15 protein-coding genes are annotated in these 17,158 nt (G+C 61.7%); 9 read left to right on the top strand and 6 right to left on the bottom strand.

What is annotated here, in order from left to right; translation table 11 throughout:
- Window positions 1-56: 56 nt before the first annotated feature.
- The 5 genes from ACSAMW_RS09320 (at window position 57) to pdxJ (ending at window position 3,907) form a co-directional block, all read left to right on the top strand.
- Entirely contained in the window at window positions 57-434 is a 378-nt protein-coding gene (locus ACSAMW_RS09320; RefSeq protein ID WP_500593678.1) for a DUF4845 domain-containing protein, read from the top strand.
- Window positions 431-1,123, top strand: coding sequence for a ribonuclease III (gene rnc / locus ACSAMW_RS09315; protein ID WP_500593677.1), 693 nt, complete (start codon window positions 431-433; stop codon window positions 1,121-1,123). The genes ACSAMW_RS09320 and rnc overlap by 4 nt, the downstream gene beginning before the upstream one ends.
- Complete coding sequence (gene era, locus ACSAMW_RS09310) at window positions 1,116-2,018, top strand: GTPase Era (protein WP_168084343.1); 903 nt, start codon at window positions 1,116-1,118, stop codon at window positions 2,016-2,018. Before rnc ends, era begins: the two co-directional genes overlap by 8 nt.
- 15 nt (window positions 2,019-2,033) lie before the next feature.
- A complete protein-coding gene (gene recO / locus ACSAMW_RS09305; RefSeq protein ID WP_500593676.1) occupies window positions 2,034-2,717 on the top strand; it encodes a DNA repair protein RecO in 684 nt (227 codons plus the stop codon).
- A gap of 437 nt (window positions 2,718-3,154) precedes the next feature.
- Window positions 3,155-3,907, top strand: coding sequence for a pyridoxine 5'-phosphate synthase (pdxJ, locus tag ACSAMW_RS09300; RefSeq protein ID WP_500593675.1), 753 nt, complete (start codon window positions 3,155-3,157; stop codon window positions 3,905-3,907).
- A gap of 6 nt (window positions 3,908-3,913) precedes the next feature.
- On the opposite strand, the gene nadE is transcribed toward pdxJ, so the two are convergent.
- From nadE to lon, 5 genes are all read right to left on the bottom strand, one after another.
- On the bottom strand, window positions 3,914-4,753 hold the full coding sequence (gene nadE, locus ACSAMW_RS09295; protein WP_500593674.1) for an NAD(+) synthase: 840 nt from the start codon (window positions 4,751-4,753) through the stop codon (window positions 3,914-3,916).
- A 95-nt stretch (window positions 4,754-4,848) separates the two neighbouring features.
- Entirely contained in the window at window positions 4,849-5,811 is a 963-nt protein-coding gene (cmoB, locus tag ACSAMW_RS09290) for a tRNA 5-methoxyuridine(34)/uridine 5-oxyacetic acid(34) synthase CmoB (protein ID WP_500593673.1), read from the bottom strand.
- On the bottom strand, window positions 5,808-6,551 hold the full coding sequence (gene cmoA / locus ACSAMW_RS09285) for a carboxy-S-adenosyl-L-methionine synthase CmoA (RefSeq protein WP_500593672.1): 744 nt from the start codon (window positions 6,549-6,551) through the stop codon (window positions 5,808-5,810). The genes cmoB and cmoA overlap by 4 nt, the downstream gene beginning before the upstream one ends.
- Before the next feature lie 153 nt (window positions 6,552-6,704).
- Complete coding sequence (locus ACSAMW_RS09280; RefSeq protein WP_500593671.1) at window positions 6,705-7,109, bottom strand: protease inhibitor I42 family protein; 405 nt, start codon at window positions 7,107-7,109, stop codon at window positions 6,705-6,707.
- Between the two features lie 64 nt (window positions 7,110-7,173).
- Complete coding sequence (gene lon, locus ACSAMW_RS09275; RefSeq protein WP_500593670.1) at window positions 7,174-9,612, bottom strand: endopeptidase La; 2,439 nt, start codon at window positions 9,610-9,612, stop codon at window positions 7,174-7,176.
- A gap of 222 nt (window positions 9,613-9,834) precedes the next feature.
- On the opposite strand from lon, the gene ACSAMW_RS09270 reads away from it, so the two are divergent.
- Genes ACSAMW_RS09270 through ACSAMW_RS09255 form a run of 4 tightly spaced genes read left to right on the top strand, consistent with a single transcriptional unit; the run spans window position 9,835 to window position 14,150 of the window.
- The gene (locus ACSAMW_RS09270) at window positions 9,835-10,515 is read left to right on the top strand and encodes a methylamine utilization protein (protein WP_500593669.1); all 681 of its coding nucleotides are present in this window, start codon (window positions 9,835-9,837) and stop codon (window positions 10,513-10,515) included.
- The gene (locus tag ACSAMW_RS09265; protein ID WP_500593668.1) at window positions 10,499-12,856 is read left to right on the top strand and encodes a putative bifunctional diguanylate cyclase/phosphodiesterase; all 2,358 of its coding nucleotides are present in this window, start codon (window positions 10,499-10,501) and stop codon (window positions 12,854-12,856) included. The genes ACSAMW_RS09270 and ACSAMW_RS09265 overlap by 17 nt, the downstream gene beginning before the upstream one ends.
- On the top strand, window positions 12,853-13,725 hold the full coding sequence (locus tag ACSAMW_RS09260; protein ID WP_500593667.1) for a DUF3034 family protein: 873 nt from the start codon (window positions 12,853-12,855) through the stop codon (window positions 13,723-13,725). Before ACSAMW_RS09265 ends, ACSAMW_RS09260 begins: the two co-directional genes overlap by 4 nt.
- Window positions 13,725-14,150 carry a group I truncated hemoglobin gene (locus ACSAMW_RS09255; protein WP_500593666.1) on the top strand — a complete coding sequence of 142 codons (426 nt, stop codon included), beginning with the start codon at window positions 13,725-13,727 and terminating at the stop codon, window positions 14,148-14,150. Before ACSAMW_RS09260 ends, ACSAMW_RS09255 begins: the two co-directional genes overlap by 1 nt.
- Window positions 14,151-14,564: 414 nt before the next feature.
- Here the strand turns inward: ACSAMW_RS09255 and ACSAMW_RS09250 are convergent, their stop codons facing one another.
- On the bottom strand, window positions 14,565-16,958 hold the full coding sequence (locus ACSAMW_RS09250) for a glucose/quinate/shikimate family membrane-bound PQQ-dependent dehydrogenase (protein WP_500593665.1): 2,394 nt from the start codon (window positions 16,956-16,958) through the stop codon (window positions 14,565-14,567).
- Window positions 16,959-17,158 lie beyond the last annotated feature (200 nt).

Genomic DNA, 17,158 nt, shown 5'->3' with positions numbered 1-17,158 from the left:
CAGGTGCTGCATGGGCGCCTGTGGGTTTTCCCGGTAACGCCGAGCAGGGGGCTTGCATGAACCCAGTACGATCCCAGCGTGGTGCGTCCCTGATCGGAAGCCTGGTGCTGTTGGTAGCCGTTATCTTCATCGCCATTGCCGGGGCAAGGCTAGGCCCTCACTACCTCGATTTCTGGTCTATCAAGAAGGCCATGGACAAAGCGGCAACTGACCCGGCGGCCAAAGCTGACGGGGCGGGCGGCTATTTCGACTACGTTAGCCGCAGCCTGCAGGTCAATAACATCCGGGATCTGGATTTGAAAAAAGCGTTGAGCATTACCGAACAACAAGGCGGCCTCGTAGCACACCTGGCCTATGAGAAGCGCGAACACCTGGCGGGCAATATTGACCTGGTCGTCAGTTTCGATCACCAGACCAGCGTGCATACCCCGTGAACCAGAACACCTTGAACCGCCTGGAGCGTCAGCTCGGTTACAGTTTCAAAGACAAGGACCTGATGCTGCTGGCTTTAACGCATCGCAGCTTTGCCGGCCGTAACAACGAACGGCTCGAATTCCTTGGCGATGCCATTCTCAATTTCGTGGCAGGCGAGGCGCTCTACGACCGTTTCCCTCAAGCCCGCGAAGGCCAGTTGTCACGGCTGCGTGCGCGCCTGGTGAAAGGCGAGACCCTGGCGCTGCTGGCTCGCGGCTTTGATTTGGGCGAGTACCTCCGGCTGGGTTCGGGAGAACTTAAGAGCGGCGGTTTCCGCCGCGAATCCATTCTGGCAGATGCTCTGGAGGCGCTTATTGGCGCCATCTACCTGGATGCCGATATGGACACGGCCCGCGAGCGGGTATTGGCCTGGCTGGCCGGTGAGTTCGAAAGCCTTACGCTGGTGGATACCAACAAAGACCCTAAAACCCGGTTGCAGGAATTCCTGCAATCCCGGGCCTGCGAATTGCCGCGCTACGAGGTGGTGGATATCCAGGGTGAACCGCATTGCCGCACCTTTTTCGTGGAATGCGAAGTGGCTTTGCTCAATGAAAAAAGTCGGGGCCAGGGCGTTAGCCGGCGCATTGCCGAACAGGTGGCTGCTGCCGCAGCCCTGATCGCCCTGGGTGTGGAGAATGGCAATGACTGATACCCCTGCAACCCGTTGCGGCTATGTCGCCATCGTCGGCCGCCCTAACGTGGGCAAGTCGACGCTGATCAATCATATCCTTGGGCAAAAGCTGGCCATTACCTCCCGCAAGCCCCAGACCACGCGGCACACCATGCTGGGCATCAAGACCGAAGGCAATGTGCAGGCTGTCTACGTGGATACCCCCGGTATGCACAAGGACAATGACAAGGCCCTGAACCGCTACATGAACAAGACGGCCTCTGCAGCCCTCAAGGACGTGGACGTGGTGATCTTCGTGGTGGACCGTACCCGCTGGACCGACGAGGACCAGATGGTGCTCGAGCGTGTTCAATACGTGGAAGGCCCGGTGATTCTGGCCATCAACAAGACGGACCGCCTGGAAGACAAGGCCGCGCTTATCCCGCACCTCGAGTGGCTGCAGCAGCAACTGCCCAAGGCCGAAGTGATGCCCATCTCTGCGCAGCAGGGCCATAACCTGGACACCCTGGAAGCGCTGATTGGCAATTACTTACCGGAAAACGAGCATTTCTTCCCGGAAGACCAGATCACTGACCGCAGCAGCCGTTTTCTGGCGGCCGAGCTGGTCCGCGAAAAAATCATGCGCCAGCTGGGTGCCGAGCTGCCGTACCAGATCACCGTCGAAATCGAAGAGTTCAAGCAGCAGGGCGCTACCTTGCACATCCATGCTTTGATCCTGGTGGAGCGTGACGGGCAGAAGAAAATCATCATTGGCGACAAAGGGGAGCGTATCAAGCGCATTGGCATGGAAGCGCGCAAGGACATGGAGCAGATGTTCGACAACAAGGTGATGCTGAACCTGTGGGTGAAGGTGAAGAACGGCTGGTCTGATGACGAGCGTGCCCTGCGCTCGCTTGGCTACGGTGACGTATAACCGGCGGGTGCGTTCATGAGTAGCACAGAGGCTCAGCCGGCCTATGTGCTGCACACACGGCCCTACCGTGAAACCAGCGCGCTAGTGGATTTCTTCACCCCAGGGGGCCGCGTGCGTGGGGTACTGCGCAGCGCTCGGGGCAAGACCGGCAGCCTGGCACGGCCCTTTGTGCCGCTGGTGGTCGAATTCCGGGGCAAAAGCGAGCTGCGTAGCGTAGGTCGGTTCGAAAGCGCAGGCAACAGCCCCTGGCTGGTCGGCGAAGCGCTGTTCAGCGGCCTGTACCTGAACGAACTTCTGGTTCGCTTGTTGCCCTTCGAGACGGCAAACCCTGCCCTGTATGAGCAGTATGCCCTTACCCTGGAAGCCCTCGCTCAAGGCCACCCTTTGGAGCCCTTGCTACGGGCTTTCGAGTGGCGCTTGTTGGTGGAGCTGGGTTACGCCTTTGCACTGAACCAAGACAACAGCGGCCACCCTGTAGAAGCGCAGGGGCTCTATAGGCTCAGCACGGAGGAAGGCCTGGAACGCGTAGCCAGCTTCGCGCCAGGGCTGTTCAAAGGGGCAGACCTGCTGGCCATGGCTGATGCGGACTGGGCCGCCGAGGGTGCATTGCTGGCAGCCAAACGCCTCATGCGCCAAGCCTTGGCGGCGCACCTGGGCGGCAAACCTCTGATGAGTCGCGAACTGTTTCGCAAGGTGTGACGAGCACGGCAACGCATCGGACCTGCTATGCGCTCCCTGTTGGACCGGTCATAGCCGAAGGCGGAGGCCGGGAGCGTCTGGCACAACGCGTTGGGCTAGGTTCGCAGGCTTCGCCAGCTCCTACAATAGCCCTGCTGTGCGTTCCTTGTGGGACCGGTTGTAGCCGAAGGCGGAGGCCGGGAACGTATGGCACAACGCGTTGGGCCAGGTTCGCAGGCTTCGCCAGCTCCTACAATGGCCCTGCTGTGTAGCCGAAGGCGAAGGCCGGGAACGTATGGCACAACGCGTTCGGCCAGGTTCGCGGGCTTCGCCAGCTCCTACAATGGCCCTGCTGTGTAGCCGAAGGCGGAGGCCGGGAAGTGCGACTACATCACCATGGGTGCGTACCAGGCCTATCCCACGTATCCTGAAGTCATCTAGAGCCAGGGAGTTTTTCCGTGACCACCCGCACCCGTATTCTGTTGGGCGTTAATATCGACCACGTTGCTACCTTGCGTCAGGCCCGCGGTACGCGCTACCCAGACCCGGTGAAGGCCGCCTTGGATGCTGAGCAGGCTGGCGCCGACGGTATCACCGTTCACCTGCGGGAAGACCGCCGGCATATCCAGGAGCGGGATGTGCTGCTGCTCAAGCAAGTGATGCAAACCCGCATGAATTTTGAAATGGGCGTCACGGATACGATGCTTGAGTTCGCCGAGCGCCTGCGGGCAGAGCATGTTTGCCTGGTGCCTGAAACACGGCAGGAGCTCACCACGGAAGGCGGACTGGATGTGGCGGGCCAGGAAGCGCGGATCCGTGACGCCGTAGAGCGGCTGAGCGCCGTGGGCAGTGAGGTTTCACTGTTCATCGACGCTGATCCGGCACAGATCCAGGCATCGGCCCGCACGGGTGCTCCGGCCATTGAGTTGCACACCGGGCGTTACGCAGATGCTCATACCGCTGAAGAAGCAGCGCTTGAATTGCAGCGCATTGCCGAAGGCGTAGCGCTGGGCCTGAGCCTGGGGCTGATCGTTAACGCGGGCCATGGCTTGCACTACCACAATGTGGAGCCTGTAGCTGCCATCCCAGGCATCAACGAACTGAACATTGGCCACGCTTTAGTGGCCCATGCCCTGTTCGTTGGCTTCCCAGCCGCGGTGGCCGAGATGAAAGCACTGATCGTGGCCGCTGCAGATCGAGCCCACCGCTAGATAAAACTACTCCGGCGCATACGGCTGGCGGCGTTTATGCGCCGTCTTGTCGTAGGTACGCACGATGGTGTCATAGGCTTCCTGGCGCACGGGCTGCCCGTGGAGGAAGGCGTCGATCTCCTGGTAGGTCACCCCATGGGCCTCTTCGTCTGGCTTGCCTGGGGTCAGTTCTTCAAGGTCGGCGGTTGGCGTTTTCGCGAACAGCTTCTCGGGTGCACCCAGGTACTGAGCAATGGCGCGTACCTGGCCTTTCACCAGCCCCTCCAGGGGCGTAAGGTCGCAGGCCCCATCACCGAACTTGGTAAAGAACCCCATCACGGCTTCAGCGGCATGGTCCGTACCAACCACCAGCCCATCGTTGGCATTGGCAATGGCATATTGCGCCACCATGCGCATACGCGCCTTGGTATTGCCCCGCACGAAATCACGGCGTGCGTCGGTCAAGGGTTTGGCCACGGTGAGTGCGTCCAGTTGAGCATCCAGCCCCTGTACACCACCTGCGATATTCACCGTCACTTCCTCGTCTGCCTTCACAAACCTCATGGCGGCGGCGGCATCGTCTTCGTCATGCTGCTGGGCATAAGGCAGGCGTACCGCAATAAAACGATAGGCATTATCACCTGTTTCTTCCCTAAGCCCTTCAACCGCTAGCTGCGCCAAGCGGCCAGCTGTGCTGGAGTCCACACCGCCACTGATGCCCAGCACCAGCACTTTGAGGCCGGCATTGCGTAGCGTTTGTTGGATGAATGTCTTTCGACGGTTCACTTCTGCTACCAGTGCGGCTTCATCGGCAAAGGGGGGAATAACGTTCAGCGCTGCGGCGATTTCGGCCTGGCGATTGCTCATAAGGATGACCTCCGGTAAGTACCATCAAGGCTGGCAAAGGGCTGTAGACAGGCGTAAAGCTTAACTTGATCCGTTCAGGTTCGCTGAGCAACAGGTTACGCCGGCTTGCGCGCCGTAATCACCGCCCGCATCGGCGCAGGCAGCCCTTCCACGGTTTTAGTGTGATCCCCTGGGGCCAGGAAGTGCTCCAGGGACTGGTAGCGCATCCATGCCGTACTGCGTTGTTCGTCGGTTGTGGTATGGCTGACGTCCACGCATTTCACATTGGTAAAACCGGCGCGCCGTACCCACAGTTCCAGCGCAGGTACCGACGGCAGGAACCAGACGTTGCGCATTTGCGCGTAGCGGTCCTCTGGCATCAGTACCTGGCGCTCATCACCCGGTATCACAAGGGTTTCCAGCACCAACTCGCCACCTTTGACAAGGCAATCCTTCAAGGCGAACAGATGGTCGATAGGTGAGCGGCGGTGATAGAGCACACCCATTGAGAACACCGTGTCGAACCCCTGAAGGTTTGGCGGCAGGTCTTCAAGGGCGAATGGCAGGTGCCAGGCAGGCAGGGCTGGAAGGTAGTGGCTCAACGCCTGGAACTGGCAGAAGAATAGCCAGTTTGGGTCAATGCCGATCACACTTTCGGCGCCAGCCCCCAGCATGCGCCACTGGTAGTAACCGTTGCCGCAACCTACGTCCAGCACGCGTTTGCCACGCAGGTTCAGATGGGGCACCACGCGGGCCCATTTCCAGTCCGAACGCCATTCGGTGTCCACGTGCACACCGAACAGGTTGAAAGGGCCTTTGCGCCAAGGGGATAGCCTCATCAGGGCGTCGTGCAGTCGGTGTCGGGTGCTGTCGTCGCAGTCACCCTCCAGGGCCAGGCCGTGGACCAGGTCCACCTCACTCGCCGTTAACACCGGCAGGGCATTGAGTGCAGCCTGCCAGCGTTGAAGATCGCCGTGGCCTTTTTCCAGCCGGTTGTTCAGGTCAGCTTGCAGGCCATTGGCCCAATCGGCGAGGGGAGAGCCGGCCAGGCGGCGGACGAGAGGAGCAAGGTCAATCATGGTAGGGCGATCATCGAGGCGAAGTTGAGGCATTGAAACCAGGGGATGACCTTGCTGAAGCCAGCAGCCAACAAACGGTCACGGTGTGTTTCGAAGGTATCAGGCTTCATCACATGTTCGATGGCGCTGCGCTTCTGGGCAATTTCCAGCTCGCTGTAGCCATTAGCGCGCTTGAAATCCACGTGTAGCTCAGTGAGCAGGTGATGAGCGTGGGGGTCTTCAAAGCGCAGTTTTTCAGACAGCAGCAACGCGCCGCCCGGTACCAGTGCCTGGTGAAGGCGGGCCAGTAAGGCCAGGCGGTGCTCCGGCGCGATGAACTGCAGTGTGAAGTTCAGTGCCACCACTGAGGTCGGTTTGAACGCAACCTCCAGAATGTCGGCTTCCAGAACCTGCACAGGCAGCAGTTCCTGGTACATGGCGTCCTGCGCCTTGAGGTACTCCTGGCAGCGCTGCACCATGGCGGGCGAATTGTCCAGGGCTATGACTTGGCAACCGTCCTGGCGAACATGCCGGCGCAGCGCCTGAGTCACCGCGCCCAATGAAGCGCCCAGGTCATACAGGTGCGTATGGGGTTGGGCAAAACGTGCTGCCAGCACGCCCAGGTTTTCCACGATAGCGGGGTAGCCCGGCACCGACCGCTTGATCATGTCGGGAAACACCCGCACCACGTCATCGTTGAAGACGAAGTCCGGCACCTTGGCTAAAGGTTGGGCGAAAAGACGATCGGGGCGTTCAGTCACGGGAAGTCTGCGGGTAGGGCGGGGGCGGAGAATTTTAGAGCTGCAAGCTACAAGCTACAAGCTACAAGTAAAGGCGGATCGCGTAATGGCGGCCTGCGATGCCCTTGCTTGAAGCTTGAAGCTTGAAGCTTGAAGCTTGCGCCTTGGCGCGGCTTACTGCACCTCAATATCACACGCGAAGGTCTGCACGGGCTTTACTTCAGGTGCCCAGGGTTGTTGCAGCACCATCAGCAGCTGGCCAGTGGCGGGACCTTGAGCGCGATACCGCCATACTGACTGGCCCGCCACGCCTACGATCCCAGCGTCTTCGGCATTGGTGTACACCTCAGGCCCGAGGCTGCGCAGCGCAGCGGGTGCAGGGTTCTGCACCAGCCAGCGGTAGCCGGTGGTGGGGTTGCTAGGGAGCGTCACAATAAGCAATTGGCCCTTGGCCAATACCACAGGGCATTGCTGCTGCCGGCTCAAGTCGAACGCCACCGAGGCATCAGGCGTGTGGCGGCCGGCGCAAGCGGCAAGCAGGGCCAGGCTGGCAAGGAAAAGGCTACGCAAAAGAAGCATCGACGGGCATCCAGGCGGGGGCGACGCTTGCGAGCATAGCGCAGGCAAGCGACGCCCGGAACCGTTAACCTTGGAATAGCACCTTGGCCACATCGGCGAAGCGTTTCGCAAAGTGTACGGTAATCCCTTCCTTCAGGTAGTCCGGCAGTTCCTGGAAGTTGCCCCGGTTGGCTTCCGGAAGAATCAGCTCGTTAAGCTTCTGCCGGCGCGCTGCGATCACTTTCTCGCGCACCCCGCCAATGGGCAGTACATGCCCCGTCAGGGTCAGCTCGCCCGTCATGGCAACGCCTTTCTTCGGTGGCTGGTTGCGGGCCAGGGACAGCAAGGCACTGGCCATGGTCACGCCTGCGCTAGGGCCGTCCTTGGGGGTAGCCCCTTCAGGAACATGCAGGTGAACGAAAGCTTCGTTGAAATAGGTAGCCTCGCCACCGAACTGCTTGAGGTTGGCCGTGATATAGCTGTAGGCGATTTCCGCCGACTCTTTCATCACCTCCCCCAGTTGCCCCGTGAGCTTGAACCCCCGGGTAAGGCTATGGATGCGTGTGGCTTCGATAGGCAGGGTGGCACCCCCCATGCTGGTCCAGGCCAGCCCGGTGATCACGCCAACGCCCGACAGCACCTGCTCGCTACGGAACACAGGCATGCCCAAGTAGGCTTCAAGCTCCTTGGGCCCCACCTTGATCACCGCGTCCGGGTTGTCCAGCAGTTTGACCACGGATTTGCGCACCACCTTGCCCAGTTGTTTTTCCAGCTGGCGTACACCAGCTTCGCGGGCATAGCCTTCGATCACCAGGCGCAAGGCGCTGTCACTGATAGTGAGGTTGTTTTTCGACACCCCAGCCTTTTCCAGCTGCTTGGGCCACAGATGCTTCTTGGCGATGGCGAGCTTTTCCTCGGTGATATAGCCAGACAGGCGAATCACTTCCATTCGATCCAGCAAAGGGCCTGGAATGGAATCCAGGGTGTTGGCGGTACACACGAACAGTACCTTGGACAAGTCCAGCCGCAGGTCAAGGTAGTGGTCAAGGAAATCCACGTTCTGTTCCGGGTCCAGCGTTTCAAGCAAGGCAGAGGCCGGGTCGCCCTGGTAGCTCTGGCCCATCTTGTCGATTTCGTCGAGCATAATCACCGGGTTCATCACCTCCACGTCCTTGAGCGCCTGCACCAGCTTGCCGGGCTGGGCGCCAATGTAGGTACGGCGGTGGCCCTTGATCTCGGCCTCATCGCGCATGCCGCCCACGCTGAAACGATAGAACGGTCGGCCTAGGGATTCGGCGATGGATTTGCCGATACTGGTCTTGCCCACGCCGGGCGGGCCCACCAGCAGTACGATAGAGCCGCTGATCTCACCCTTGTAAGCGCCTACAGCCAGGAACTCCAGAATGCGGTTCTTGATATCACCCAGGCCGGCATGGTGTGCATCCAGTACCTTGCGGGCGTGCTTGAGCTCCAGCTTGTCCTTGCCATACACACCCCAGGGCAGGGCCGTGGCCCAATCCAGGTAATTGCGCGTTACGGCGTATTCAGGCGAGCCGGTTTCCAGAATGGCCAGCTTGCCCATTTCCTCGTCGATGCGCTTGCGGGCGGGTGCCGGCAATGTCTTGCCTTCCAGCCGCTGCTCGAACTGTTCGATGTCAGCACTGCGGTCGTCTTTGGTCAGGCCCAGTTCCTGCTGGATGACTTTAAGCTGTTCCTTGAGGAAGAACTGGCGCTGGTGCTCGCCGATCTGTTTGTTCACCTCGGCAGAAATTTCTTTCTGCAAACGGGCCACTTCCACTTCTTTGCGCAGCATCGGGAGCACCCGCTCCATCCGGCGCAGCATGGGCACGCAGTCCAGCACCTGCTGCAGCTCGGCACCTGTGGCGGACGTAAGCGCTGCGGCGAAGTCAGTCAGGGGCGAGGGGTCGTTAGGGCTGAAGCGGTTGAGGTAGTTTTTCAGCTCTTCGCTGTATAGCGGGTTAAGCGGCAGCAACTCCTTGATGGCATTGATCAGCGCCATACCGTAGGCCTTGATCTCATCGGTAGGCTCCACCGGCTGCAGCGGGTATTCCACCTCCACCAGGTAGGGGGGGCGATGGTGCTTGAGCCACGTGCGGATGCGTACCCGCGACAGGCCTTGGGCCACGAATTGCAGTTTGCCGTCTTCGCGGCTGGCGTGATGGATCTTCACGAGGGTGCCGTATAGAGGCAGCGTGTCCGTGTCCAGGTGGCGCGGGTCCTCGGCAGGGGTTTCCATGTAGAACAGTGCCAGGGAGTGGTGCGGCGTTTTAGCGACCAGGTCCAGGGTTTCTGCCCAAGGCTCCTCGTTGACAATGACCGGCAGCACCTGCGCGGGGAAGAAGGGCCGGTTGTGAATCGGGATCACATACACTTTGTCCGGCAGGTTCTGGCCCGGCAATACCAGCTCGGTGCTGGAAGTGGTGGAATGCTCTACCTGCTCCGATTCAGCGGACGCTTCGTCGGAAGCATTGGAGTGGTCCACAACGGAATCCTGGTCGCTCATGGGGCACCTGCGAAAATGGCTATGAACGCTTAGATGGGGCACAGCGTCGCGGGTTTCAATGGGAGGGCTGAAGGATTGGGCATTACGGCCGATAACCCAAGTACAGCGCCCCTGTGCCACATCGAGCCTCGCTACCCCGTTGGCTGCACTATGCTGCAGTGTTACCCCGGCCGGTGTAGAGCCCTTGAGTGGGGCCTCCCAGATTTGACGTGAGTGTGTGCGATGCGTGTTTTCTTCTGCCGTATTGCGGTGTGGTTACTGGCCAGCTCGGTGGCAACCTCAGTGTGTGCCGGGATGTTGCAAGTCGGCCTTATCGACCCACAGGGTGTGCCATTGGCGGACGCGGTGGTCACGCTGGCCGGCCCCCCCGGCGCTGCGCCTGGCCCGTTGAAGGCCGACATGGATCAGCGGGACAAGGTGTTCTACCCCCACGTGCTGGCTATACATGCCGGTACGGCGGTGACCTTTCCCAACAGCGATGACATTCGCCACCAGGTGTACTCCTTCTCTCCCAGCAAGCGCTTCGAATTGCGCCTGTACGAAGGCATTCCAGCGGCCCCCGTGCTGTTCGACCAGCCCGGCGTTGTGGTGCTCGGTTGCAATATCCATGACTGGATGCTGGGCTATATTTACGTGACTCAGGACCCTTGGTACGGCGTGACGGACAGCAAAGGCCAGGTAACCTTTGCCAATCTACCCACTGGCAGCTACAGCCTGACCCTGTGGCACCCCCAGCGTGCAGACCTGCAGCCCCAGGCCGGCGGTAATCTAGTGATCACACAAGCCCCCGTGAGCAAAGTGTTCACCCTGGCCGTGCAGCCACTGGCCAGCGACGCACCTGTACCGCCCACCAGCCCATTCGGCGATGCGTTCGGCAAGGCACTGCGTGAAAACAAAGAATAGCGTTCAATGGCGCATCAGCACGGTACTGGTGCTGTTGCTACTGGTGGTGATTGTGGCCTTGACCGTCGCGGTCAAGCTGGCGACCAGTGACGCCGTGCAGGCACAGGCTCACCAACAGCTGGAGGTGGGCGGGCGCGTCTTCGAGCGCCTGCTGGACATGCGAGGCCGGCGCCTGCGTGATGGCGTGCAGCTGCTGGCCGCCGACTTTGGCCTGCGAGACGCTATCACCAGCGCCGACGCTGCAACCATTCGCTCGGCCCTGCTCAACCACGGTGGCCGTATCGGTGCCAGTGACGCCGTGCTGCTGGGCATGGACGGCAAGGTCATGGCCAGCACCCACGCCACCTTCGCCGAAGGGGCACTGTTCCCTTACGACCAGGCTCTGCGGGAGGCACGCAAACGCAACCAGAACATGCTGATCGTGGCGTGGGGCGGCATGCCGGTATTGCTGGTGGATGCGGTAGTACTGGCGCCGCTCCCCATCGCCCGTGTGGTGATGGGGTTCACCATGGACGATGCCTTTGCCCAGGAACTGCACGCGTTGAGCAACCTACAGGTCTCTTTCCTGGCGGTGAACGGCGACCAGCCTGGCGCCTTGATCACGACCCAACCCCAAGGCCTGCGCGCCGGGCTGCTTCAGTGGCTGCTCAACGAGCACCCACCTGCACTGGTCACACTGGGCGAACATGGTGGGCAACGTTTCCTTGAACAGCGCCTGGAACTGGCAGGGGCACCCGGTACGGATGAGCGTGTCATCGCCTTGCTGCAAAGCCCGTTAGACGATGCCATGCAGGCCTTTGCGCCGCTGGACCACGACATCCTGATTATTGCGCTGGCCGCACTGGTGGCCTCTTTGATTGGCGCGCTGTTGCTTGCGCGCACAATTTCAAGCCCCGTGCGTGTTTTGGCCGATGCTGCAGAGCGTATCGGCCAAGGCGACTATCACGTACGGGTACAACTGCGCCGCAGCGATGAATTCGGCACCCTGGCCAGTGCCATCAACATGATGCAGGCCGGTATCGCCGAGCGTGAGCATCGCCTGGCCCATAATGCGCTCCATGACCACCTGACAGGCTTACCCAACCGAGCGCTGGCCATGGAGCGCCTGGGCAGCGCCATCGCGGCCGAGCGACCAGCGGCGGTGCTGAGCCTCACCCTGGACAACCTGGCAGCGCTGACCACCAACGGGGGAACAGGTTTTGCCGAGAACCTGTTGCGCAGCGTAGGGCCGACGCTGGAACCGGTGCTTCGGCCCGGCGACACCCTGGCCCACCTCATCGGGGGTGAATACCTGCTGGTACTTGAAGCCGTAGACGCGCAACGCGCCGTGGCCGTGGCAGACCGGTTGCAGCAAGCGCTGCTCAAGGCACGGCGGTTGGACGGCCACGACTTCAGCCTGGATGCCAGTATCGGCATTGCGGTATTCCCCGATGACGGCAGCAGTGCAGACGTGCTGGCCTCGCGTGCGGCCATTGCCCGCACCGATGCCCAGGCGTTGCCGGGCCGGTTGCAGTTGTACCAGCATGGCAGAGACCTGGTGCACCTGCGCGAGGTCAGCCTGATCCGCGACCTGCGCAACGCTGCCGAGAACGGTGAACTGCTGTTGCACTACCAGCCCAAGCTGGACCTGCGCTTGGGCAAAGTGCGCCAGGCCGAAGCCCTGCTGCGTTGGAATCACCCGCAGTTCGGCCAGGTCTCCCCTGGAGAATTCATCGCTTTGGCTGAGCGCACCGGCAGCATCCAGGCGCTGACGCGCTGGGTGATCGCCGAAAGCATTCGCCAACTGGCTGAATGGAACAGCCGGGGCTTGCAAGTGGAACTGTCTGTCAACGTCTCTGCTGAGGACTTGCTGGGCACGGACCTGGCCGATCGGGTGCCGCGCCTACTGAGCAGCCATGGCGTCCCTGCCCAGCAACTGACGTTCGAAATCACCGAGAGCGCCATCATGCGCGAACCGGAGGCCGCCCTTCACGTGCTGCACCAGTTGCGCAACTGCGGCATAAGCCTGTCGGTGGATGATTTCGGTACCGGTTATTCCTCCCTGGCCCACCTCAAGCGCTTGCCTGTGCAGGAACTCAAGATCGACCAGTCCTTCGTGCGGGACCTAGACGAAACCAGCGAAGACGCCGTGATCGTGCGTTCCACCATCGAAATGAGCCATAACCTGGGGCTCAGGGTAGTGGCTGAAGGCGTGGAGTATGAGCGCAGCCTGCGCCTGCTTGAACGCTGGAACTGCGACACCGCCCAGGGCTACCTCATCAGCCGCCCCTTGACGGCTGAACACTTTGAAGCCTGGGTACGCAAAACAGTGTACTTACCGGCTAAGACGGTGGTGGGATGAAGCGGTTTGCCAATGTGCTGCTAGGCGTGGCATTAACGCTAAGCGTGCCTGCCTTCGCCGATGAAGCTGGCCGCCAGGGCCGCCTGCTGGCCACCGGTGGCGCAAGCAGCATTGATGGTGCGGCGGGCGGTGGCCTTACGCCCTGGGCGATGATCGCTGGCTATGGGGACGAGGGCCAAGTGGGTGCCACTGTGTTCGCCACCCGTGTGCAACTGCCGGACTACCGGCTGGACGTGGCGGGGGCGGCAGTGGGCTATGGGAACCGGGTCGAGCTGTCTGTGGCACGCAATCGCTTTGACCTGGGCAGCCTGGTACACACGCTGAGCCTGCCGGAGAATACCTTGAGCCAGGACGTGCTTGGCGCCAAGGTGCGGCTGTTCGGCGACCTGATCTATGACCGCCTGCCTCAGGTATCCCTGGGGCTGGAATACAAGCACCAAAGGGACTTTCTGATTCCCAGCCTAGTTGGGGCGCGTCGCGATGAAGACGTGGAGGGGTACCTGGCGGCCAGCCGGTTGTTCATGGGCGGCGCCTTTGGCTACAACCTGCTGGTGAACGCTGGCCTGCGTTACAGCCGCGCCAACGAGCTGGGCCTGCTAGGCTTTGGCGGCGACCGTCGCACCAGCCGTAGCTTGCTCAAGGAGGGGGCCGTGGCCGTGCTGCTCAACCCACGCTGGGCGGTGGGGCTGGAGTACCGGGAAAAGCCGGATAACCTGTCATTTGCGGGTGAAAGCGACTGGGCTGATCTCTTTATCGGCTGGTTCCCGACCAAGCATGTATCCGTGGTGCTGGCCTATGCCCGGCTGGGCGAAATCGCCACCCTGGATAACCAGAACGGTACCTACCTGTCTATTCAGGGGGGCTTCTGATGCGGCGTGCGGTGCTGGTTGCGGGATTGGTGGCACTGCTGTCGGCGTGTACCCAGGCGCCTGTTGCGGATGACAGCTTGTACCAGGCCTTGGGTGGCCGACCTGGCATTACACGTATCGTGGAAGGCATGTTGCTTAACGTTGCCCGAGACCCGCGTATTGTGCAGCACTTTCGCAACGTGGACCCGGAGCGGTTGAGAAGCAAGCTGGTTGAAAAGTTCTGCGTTGAAGCAGGCGGCCCGTGTACCTATACCGGTGACACCATGGCTGAAGCTCACAAGGGCCAGCAGATCAGCCCTGCGGAGTTCAATGCGTTGGTGGAAAACCTGATGGCCTCAATGGACAGCCAAGGCGTGCCTACGCCTGTGCAGAACCGGCTGCTGGCCCGGTTGGCGGCCGAGCGGGGTGAGGTGATTCGCAAGTGATGCAGGCCCTGTTCTGCAAACCCTGTGGGAGCCTGCGTAGCGGGCGAACTGGCCGGGCCGCAGCGCTTGCCGGGTTCCCGGCCTGCGCCTACGGCGCCGACCGGTCCCACAGAGGGCAACGCACCTACAGAAACCTCGCCTGTGGGAGCCTGCGTAGCGGGCGAACTGGCCGTGCACGTAGCGCCCGGCAGATTCCTGGCCTGCGCCTTCGGCTCCGACCCGTCCCACAGTGTGCAACCCACCTACAGAAACCTCGCCTGTGGGAGCCTGCGGAGCGGGCGAACTGGCCGTGCACGCAGCGCCCGGCAGGTTCCCGGCCTGCGCCTACGGCTCCGGCCAGTCCCACAGCGGGCAGCGTATGGCATACGAAAACGGCGCCTTGAAGGGCGCCGTTTTCGTTACATCGTTAGTGCATCACTTGGGCAGTGCATACGCCATCACGTAGTCACCTTGCTTAGTGCCCAGCGAACCATGACCCCCGGCGACCACCAGTACGTACTGGCGGCCGTCCTTGCCGGTGTAGGTCATCGGCGTGGTTTGCGCACCGGCTGGCAGGCGGGCTTCCCAGAGCTGCTTGCCGTTGTTCATGTCGTAGGCACGCAGGTACTGGTCCAGGGTACCGCTCAGGAAGCCAAGGCCGCTGGCAGTCACGAAGGTGCCGCCCAGGCTGGGCACACCCATGGTCAGCGGCATCGGTACCGGGGCGCTGTCGCGTACGGTGCCGTTCTTATGCTTCCACAGGGTCTTGTGAGTGGTCAGGTCCACGGCTGCCACGTAACCCCAGGCTGGTGCCTGGCACGGCAGGCCGGCCTTGGACAGGAAGGCTTCCAGTACCACGCCATAGGGTGCGCCCTTGTTGGGTTGCACGCCTTCGGTCTCGCTCTTGCGCGCGGGGCCGCTTTCTACATCGGCGCGGGGCACCAGGCGCGACTTGAACGCCATGTAGTCCGGGTTCACGAAGGCGATCTGGCGAACCGGATCGACCGAAATCCCACCCCAATCGAACACCCCGAAGTTGCCGGGGTACACGAGAGAGCCTTGCAAGGACGGTGGCGTGTAGATGCCTTCATAGCGCATGGAGCGGAAGTCCATACGGCACAGCATCTGGTCGAACGGCGTCACGCCCCACATATCCTGCTCGCGCAGGGTCGGCGGCATGAAGTTCAGTTCGGACATGGGCTGGGTCGGCGAGGTATGGTCACCTTCCACAGCGCCCTGTGGCACCGGGGTTTCGTTGACCGGCACGATCGGTTGGCCGTTGGTACGGTCCAGCACGTAGATGCTGCCCTGCTTCGTCGACGCCATCACGGCCGGCTTGAGGCCGTCAGCGGTCTTGATGTCGATCAGGCTGGGCTGGCCGCCCACGTCCATGTCCCACAGGTCGTGGTGAGTGAACTGGAAGGTCCAGCGTACCTGGCCGCTGGCGATGTCCAGGGCCGTCACGCCAGCACTGTACCGCTCGCTTTCCGGGGTACGGTCGCCGCCCCACTGGTCGGGCATCTGGTTGCCCATGGGCAGGTACAGCAGGCCCAGTTTCTCGTCTACAGAGATCAGCGACCACATGTTGGGCGAGTTACGGGTGTAGTGCTCGCCCGGCGCGATCGGGGTGGTGTGTTCCGGGTTGCCACTGTCCCAGTTCCAGACCAGGTGGCCGTCATGCACGTCGAAGGCACGGATCACCCCTGAAGGCTCGTCCACCGACACGTTGTCGGTCACGTGGCCACCAATGATCACCAGGTCTTTGGTCACTGCGGGTGGCGACGTGGAGTAGTAGCCGCCCGGCGCAAAGGTGCCAATGTTAGCGCTCAGGTCGATGGCGCCTTTGTTGCCGAAGTCTTCACACATCTTGCCGGTATCGGCATTGAGTGCGATCAAGCGGGTATCGGCTGTAGGCACGAAGATACGCTTCGGGCACGAAGTCGCCACCGCTGGGCTGGCTTGGGTATCAGCCGCATAGGCGGCGTCATCGTGGTACGACACACCGCGGCAGGTCATATGGGCCCAGCCCTTGAAACTGTCAGCGCCCTGGGAGCTGATTTTCGGGTCGAAGCGCCAGATTTCCTTACCAGTATCCGGGTCCAGAGCAATGACCTGGCTGTGCGGGGTACACACGTACAGCAAGCCGTTGACCTTCAGCGGCGTGTTTTCCGCCGTGGTCTCGCCTGGGTCGCCAGCGCCCGGAATATCACCCGTACGGAAGCTCCAGGCCGGTTCCAGCTTGGCGACGTTGCCGGGGGTGATTTGCGTAAGCGGCGAGTAGCGGTCACCAAAAGCGGTGCGCCCATAGGAACCCCAGTCGCCCTCCGCCATGGCAGGGGCGGCGCTGGCAGTGCCTGCCGTGTCGCGGCCCAGCTCGCCTTTGATTTCACCAGGGTGGGTAAACTGGCTGGCCAGGGCACACAGGCCGGCCAGCACCACGGCTACGCTCAGGCCATTGGTGCCCAGCGGGTAGCGCGCACCACGGGTAAGGGGCAGGCGCAGCCAAGGCAGCAGCATGACCACGCCCAGGGCGAACCACAGTGCCAAGCGTGGCACCAGCTGCCACCAGTCCAGGCCCACTTCCCACAACGCCCACAGGGTACTGCCGAACAGGACCAGCGCATATACCGCTAGGGCGGCGCGCTTGTGGGCGACCAGGAGTACGCCAGTCAGCAGGATGCCGACACCGGCTACCAGGTAATACAGCGACCCATGGGCCGCCACCAGCTTGATACCGCCCACCAGCAAGGCCAGGCCCATCAGCAGGAAGAGCAGGCCGAGCAGGGTAGGCAACAGGCGCCGACCGCTCTTGGCACTGTCAGTGCTCATACGTACGAATCTCCAAAGTGTGAAAATGCTGGGCCCTTTATGCAGGGGCGCCAGTGGGGGGGTGCCTGCCTACGTCCGCACCTCACGGGCCCATTTCCCACCATCGAACGTCCAGGCTGGGCCTGCGTCGAACAGGCCTGTGCATGAAACGGGAAGGATAGGTAGGGTAGGCACGGCGTACGCCGTGGCAGTGGCCACGT

This window comes from Pseudomonas sp. AB39(2026), assembly GCF_059831485.1.
This window is presented reverse-complemented; position numbering and strand designations above follow the sequence as displayed.

What these genes read in the sequence shown, in the direction of transcription:
- recO (WP_500593676.1), top strand. Translation starts at nt 2,034, where the DNA reads ATGAGTAGCACAGAGGCTCAGCCGGCCTATGTGCTGCACACACGGCCC.
- cmoB (WP_500593673.1), bottom strand. Translation starts at nt 5,811, where the DNA reads ATGATTGACCTTGCTCCTCTCGTCCGCCGCCTGGCCGGCTCTCCCCTC.
- era (WP_168084343.1), top strand. Translation starts at nt 1,116, where the DNA reads ATGACTGATACCCCTGCAACCCGTTGCGGCTATGTCGCCATCGTCGGC.
- ACSAMW_RS09280 (WP_500593671.1), bottom strand. Translation starts at nt 7,109, where the DNA reads ATGCTTCTTTTGCGTAGCCTTTTCCTTGCCAGCCTGGCCCTGCTTGCC.
- ACSAMW_RS09250 (WP_500593665.1), bottom strand. Translation starts at nt 16,958, where the DNA reads ATGAGCACTGACAGTGCCAAGAGCGGTCGGCGCCTGTTGCCTACCCTG.
- nadE (WP_500593674.1), bottom strand. Translation starts at nt 4,753, where the DNA reads ATGAGCAATCGCCAGGCCGAAATCGCCGCAGCGCTGAACGTTATTCCC.
- lon (WP_500593670.1), bottom strand. Translation starts at nt 9,612, where the DNA reads ATGAGCGACCAGGATTCCGTTGTGGACCACTCCAATGCTTCCGACGAA.
- ACSAMW_RS09255 (WP_500593666.1), top strand. Translation starts at nt 13,725, where the DNA reads ATGCGGCGTGCGGTGCTGGTTGCGGGATTGGTGGCACTGCTGTCGGCG.
- ACSAMW_RS09270 (WP_500593669.1), top strand. Translation starts at nt 9,835, where the DNA reads ATGCGTGTTTTCTTCTGCCGTATTGCGGTGTGGTTACTGGCCAGCTCG.
- ACSAMW_RS09320 (WP_500593678.1), top strand. Translation starts at nt 57, where the DNA reads ATGAACCCAGTACGATCCCAGCGTGGTGCGTCCCTGATCGGAAGCCTG.
- ACSAMW_RS09260 (WP_500593667.1), top strand. Translation starts at nt 12,853, where the DNA reads ATGAAGCGGTTTGCCAATGTGCTGCTAGGCGTGGCATTAACGCTAAGC.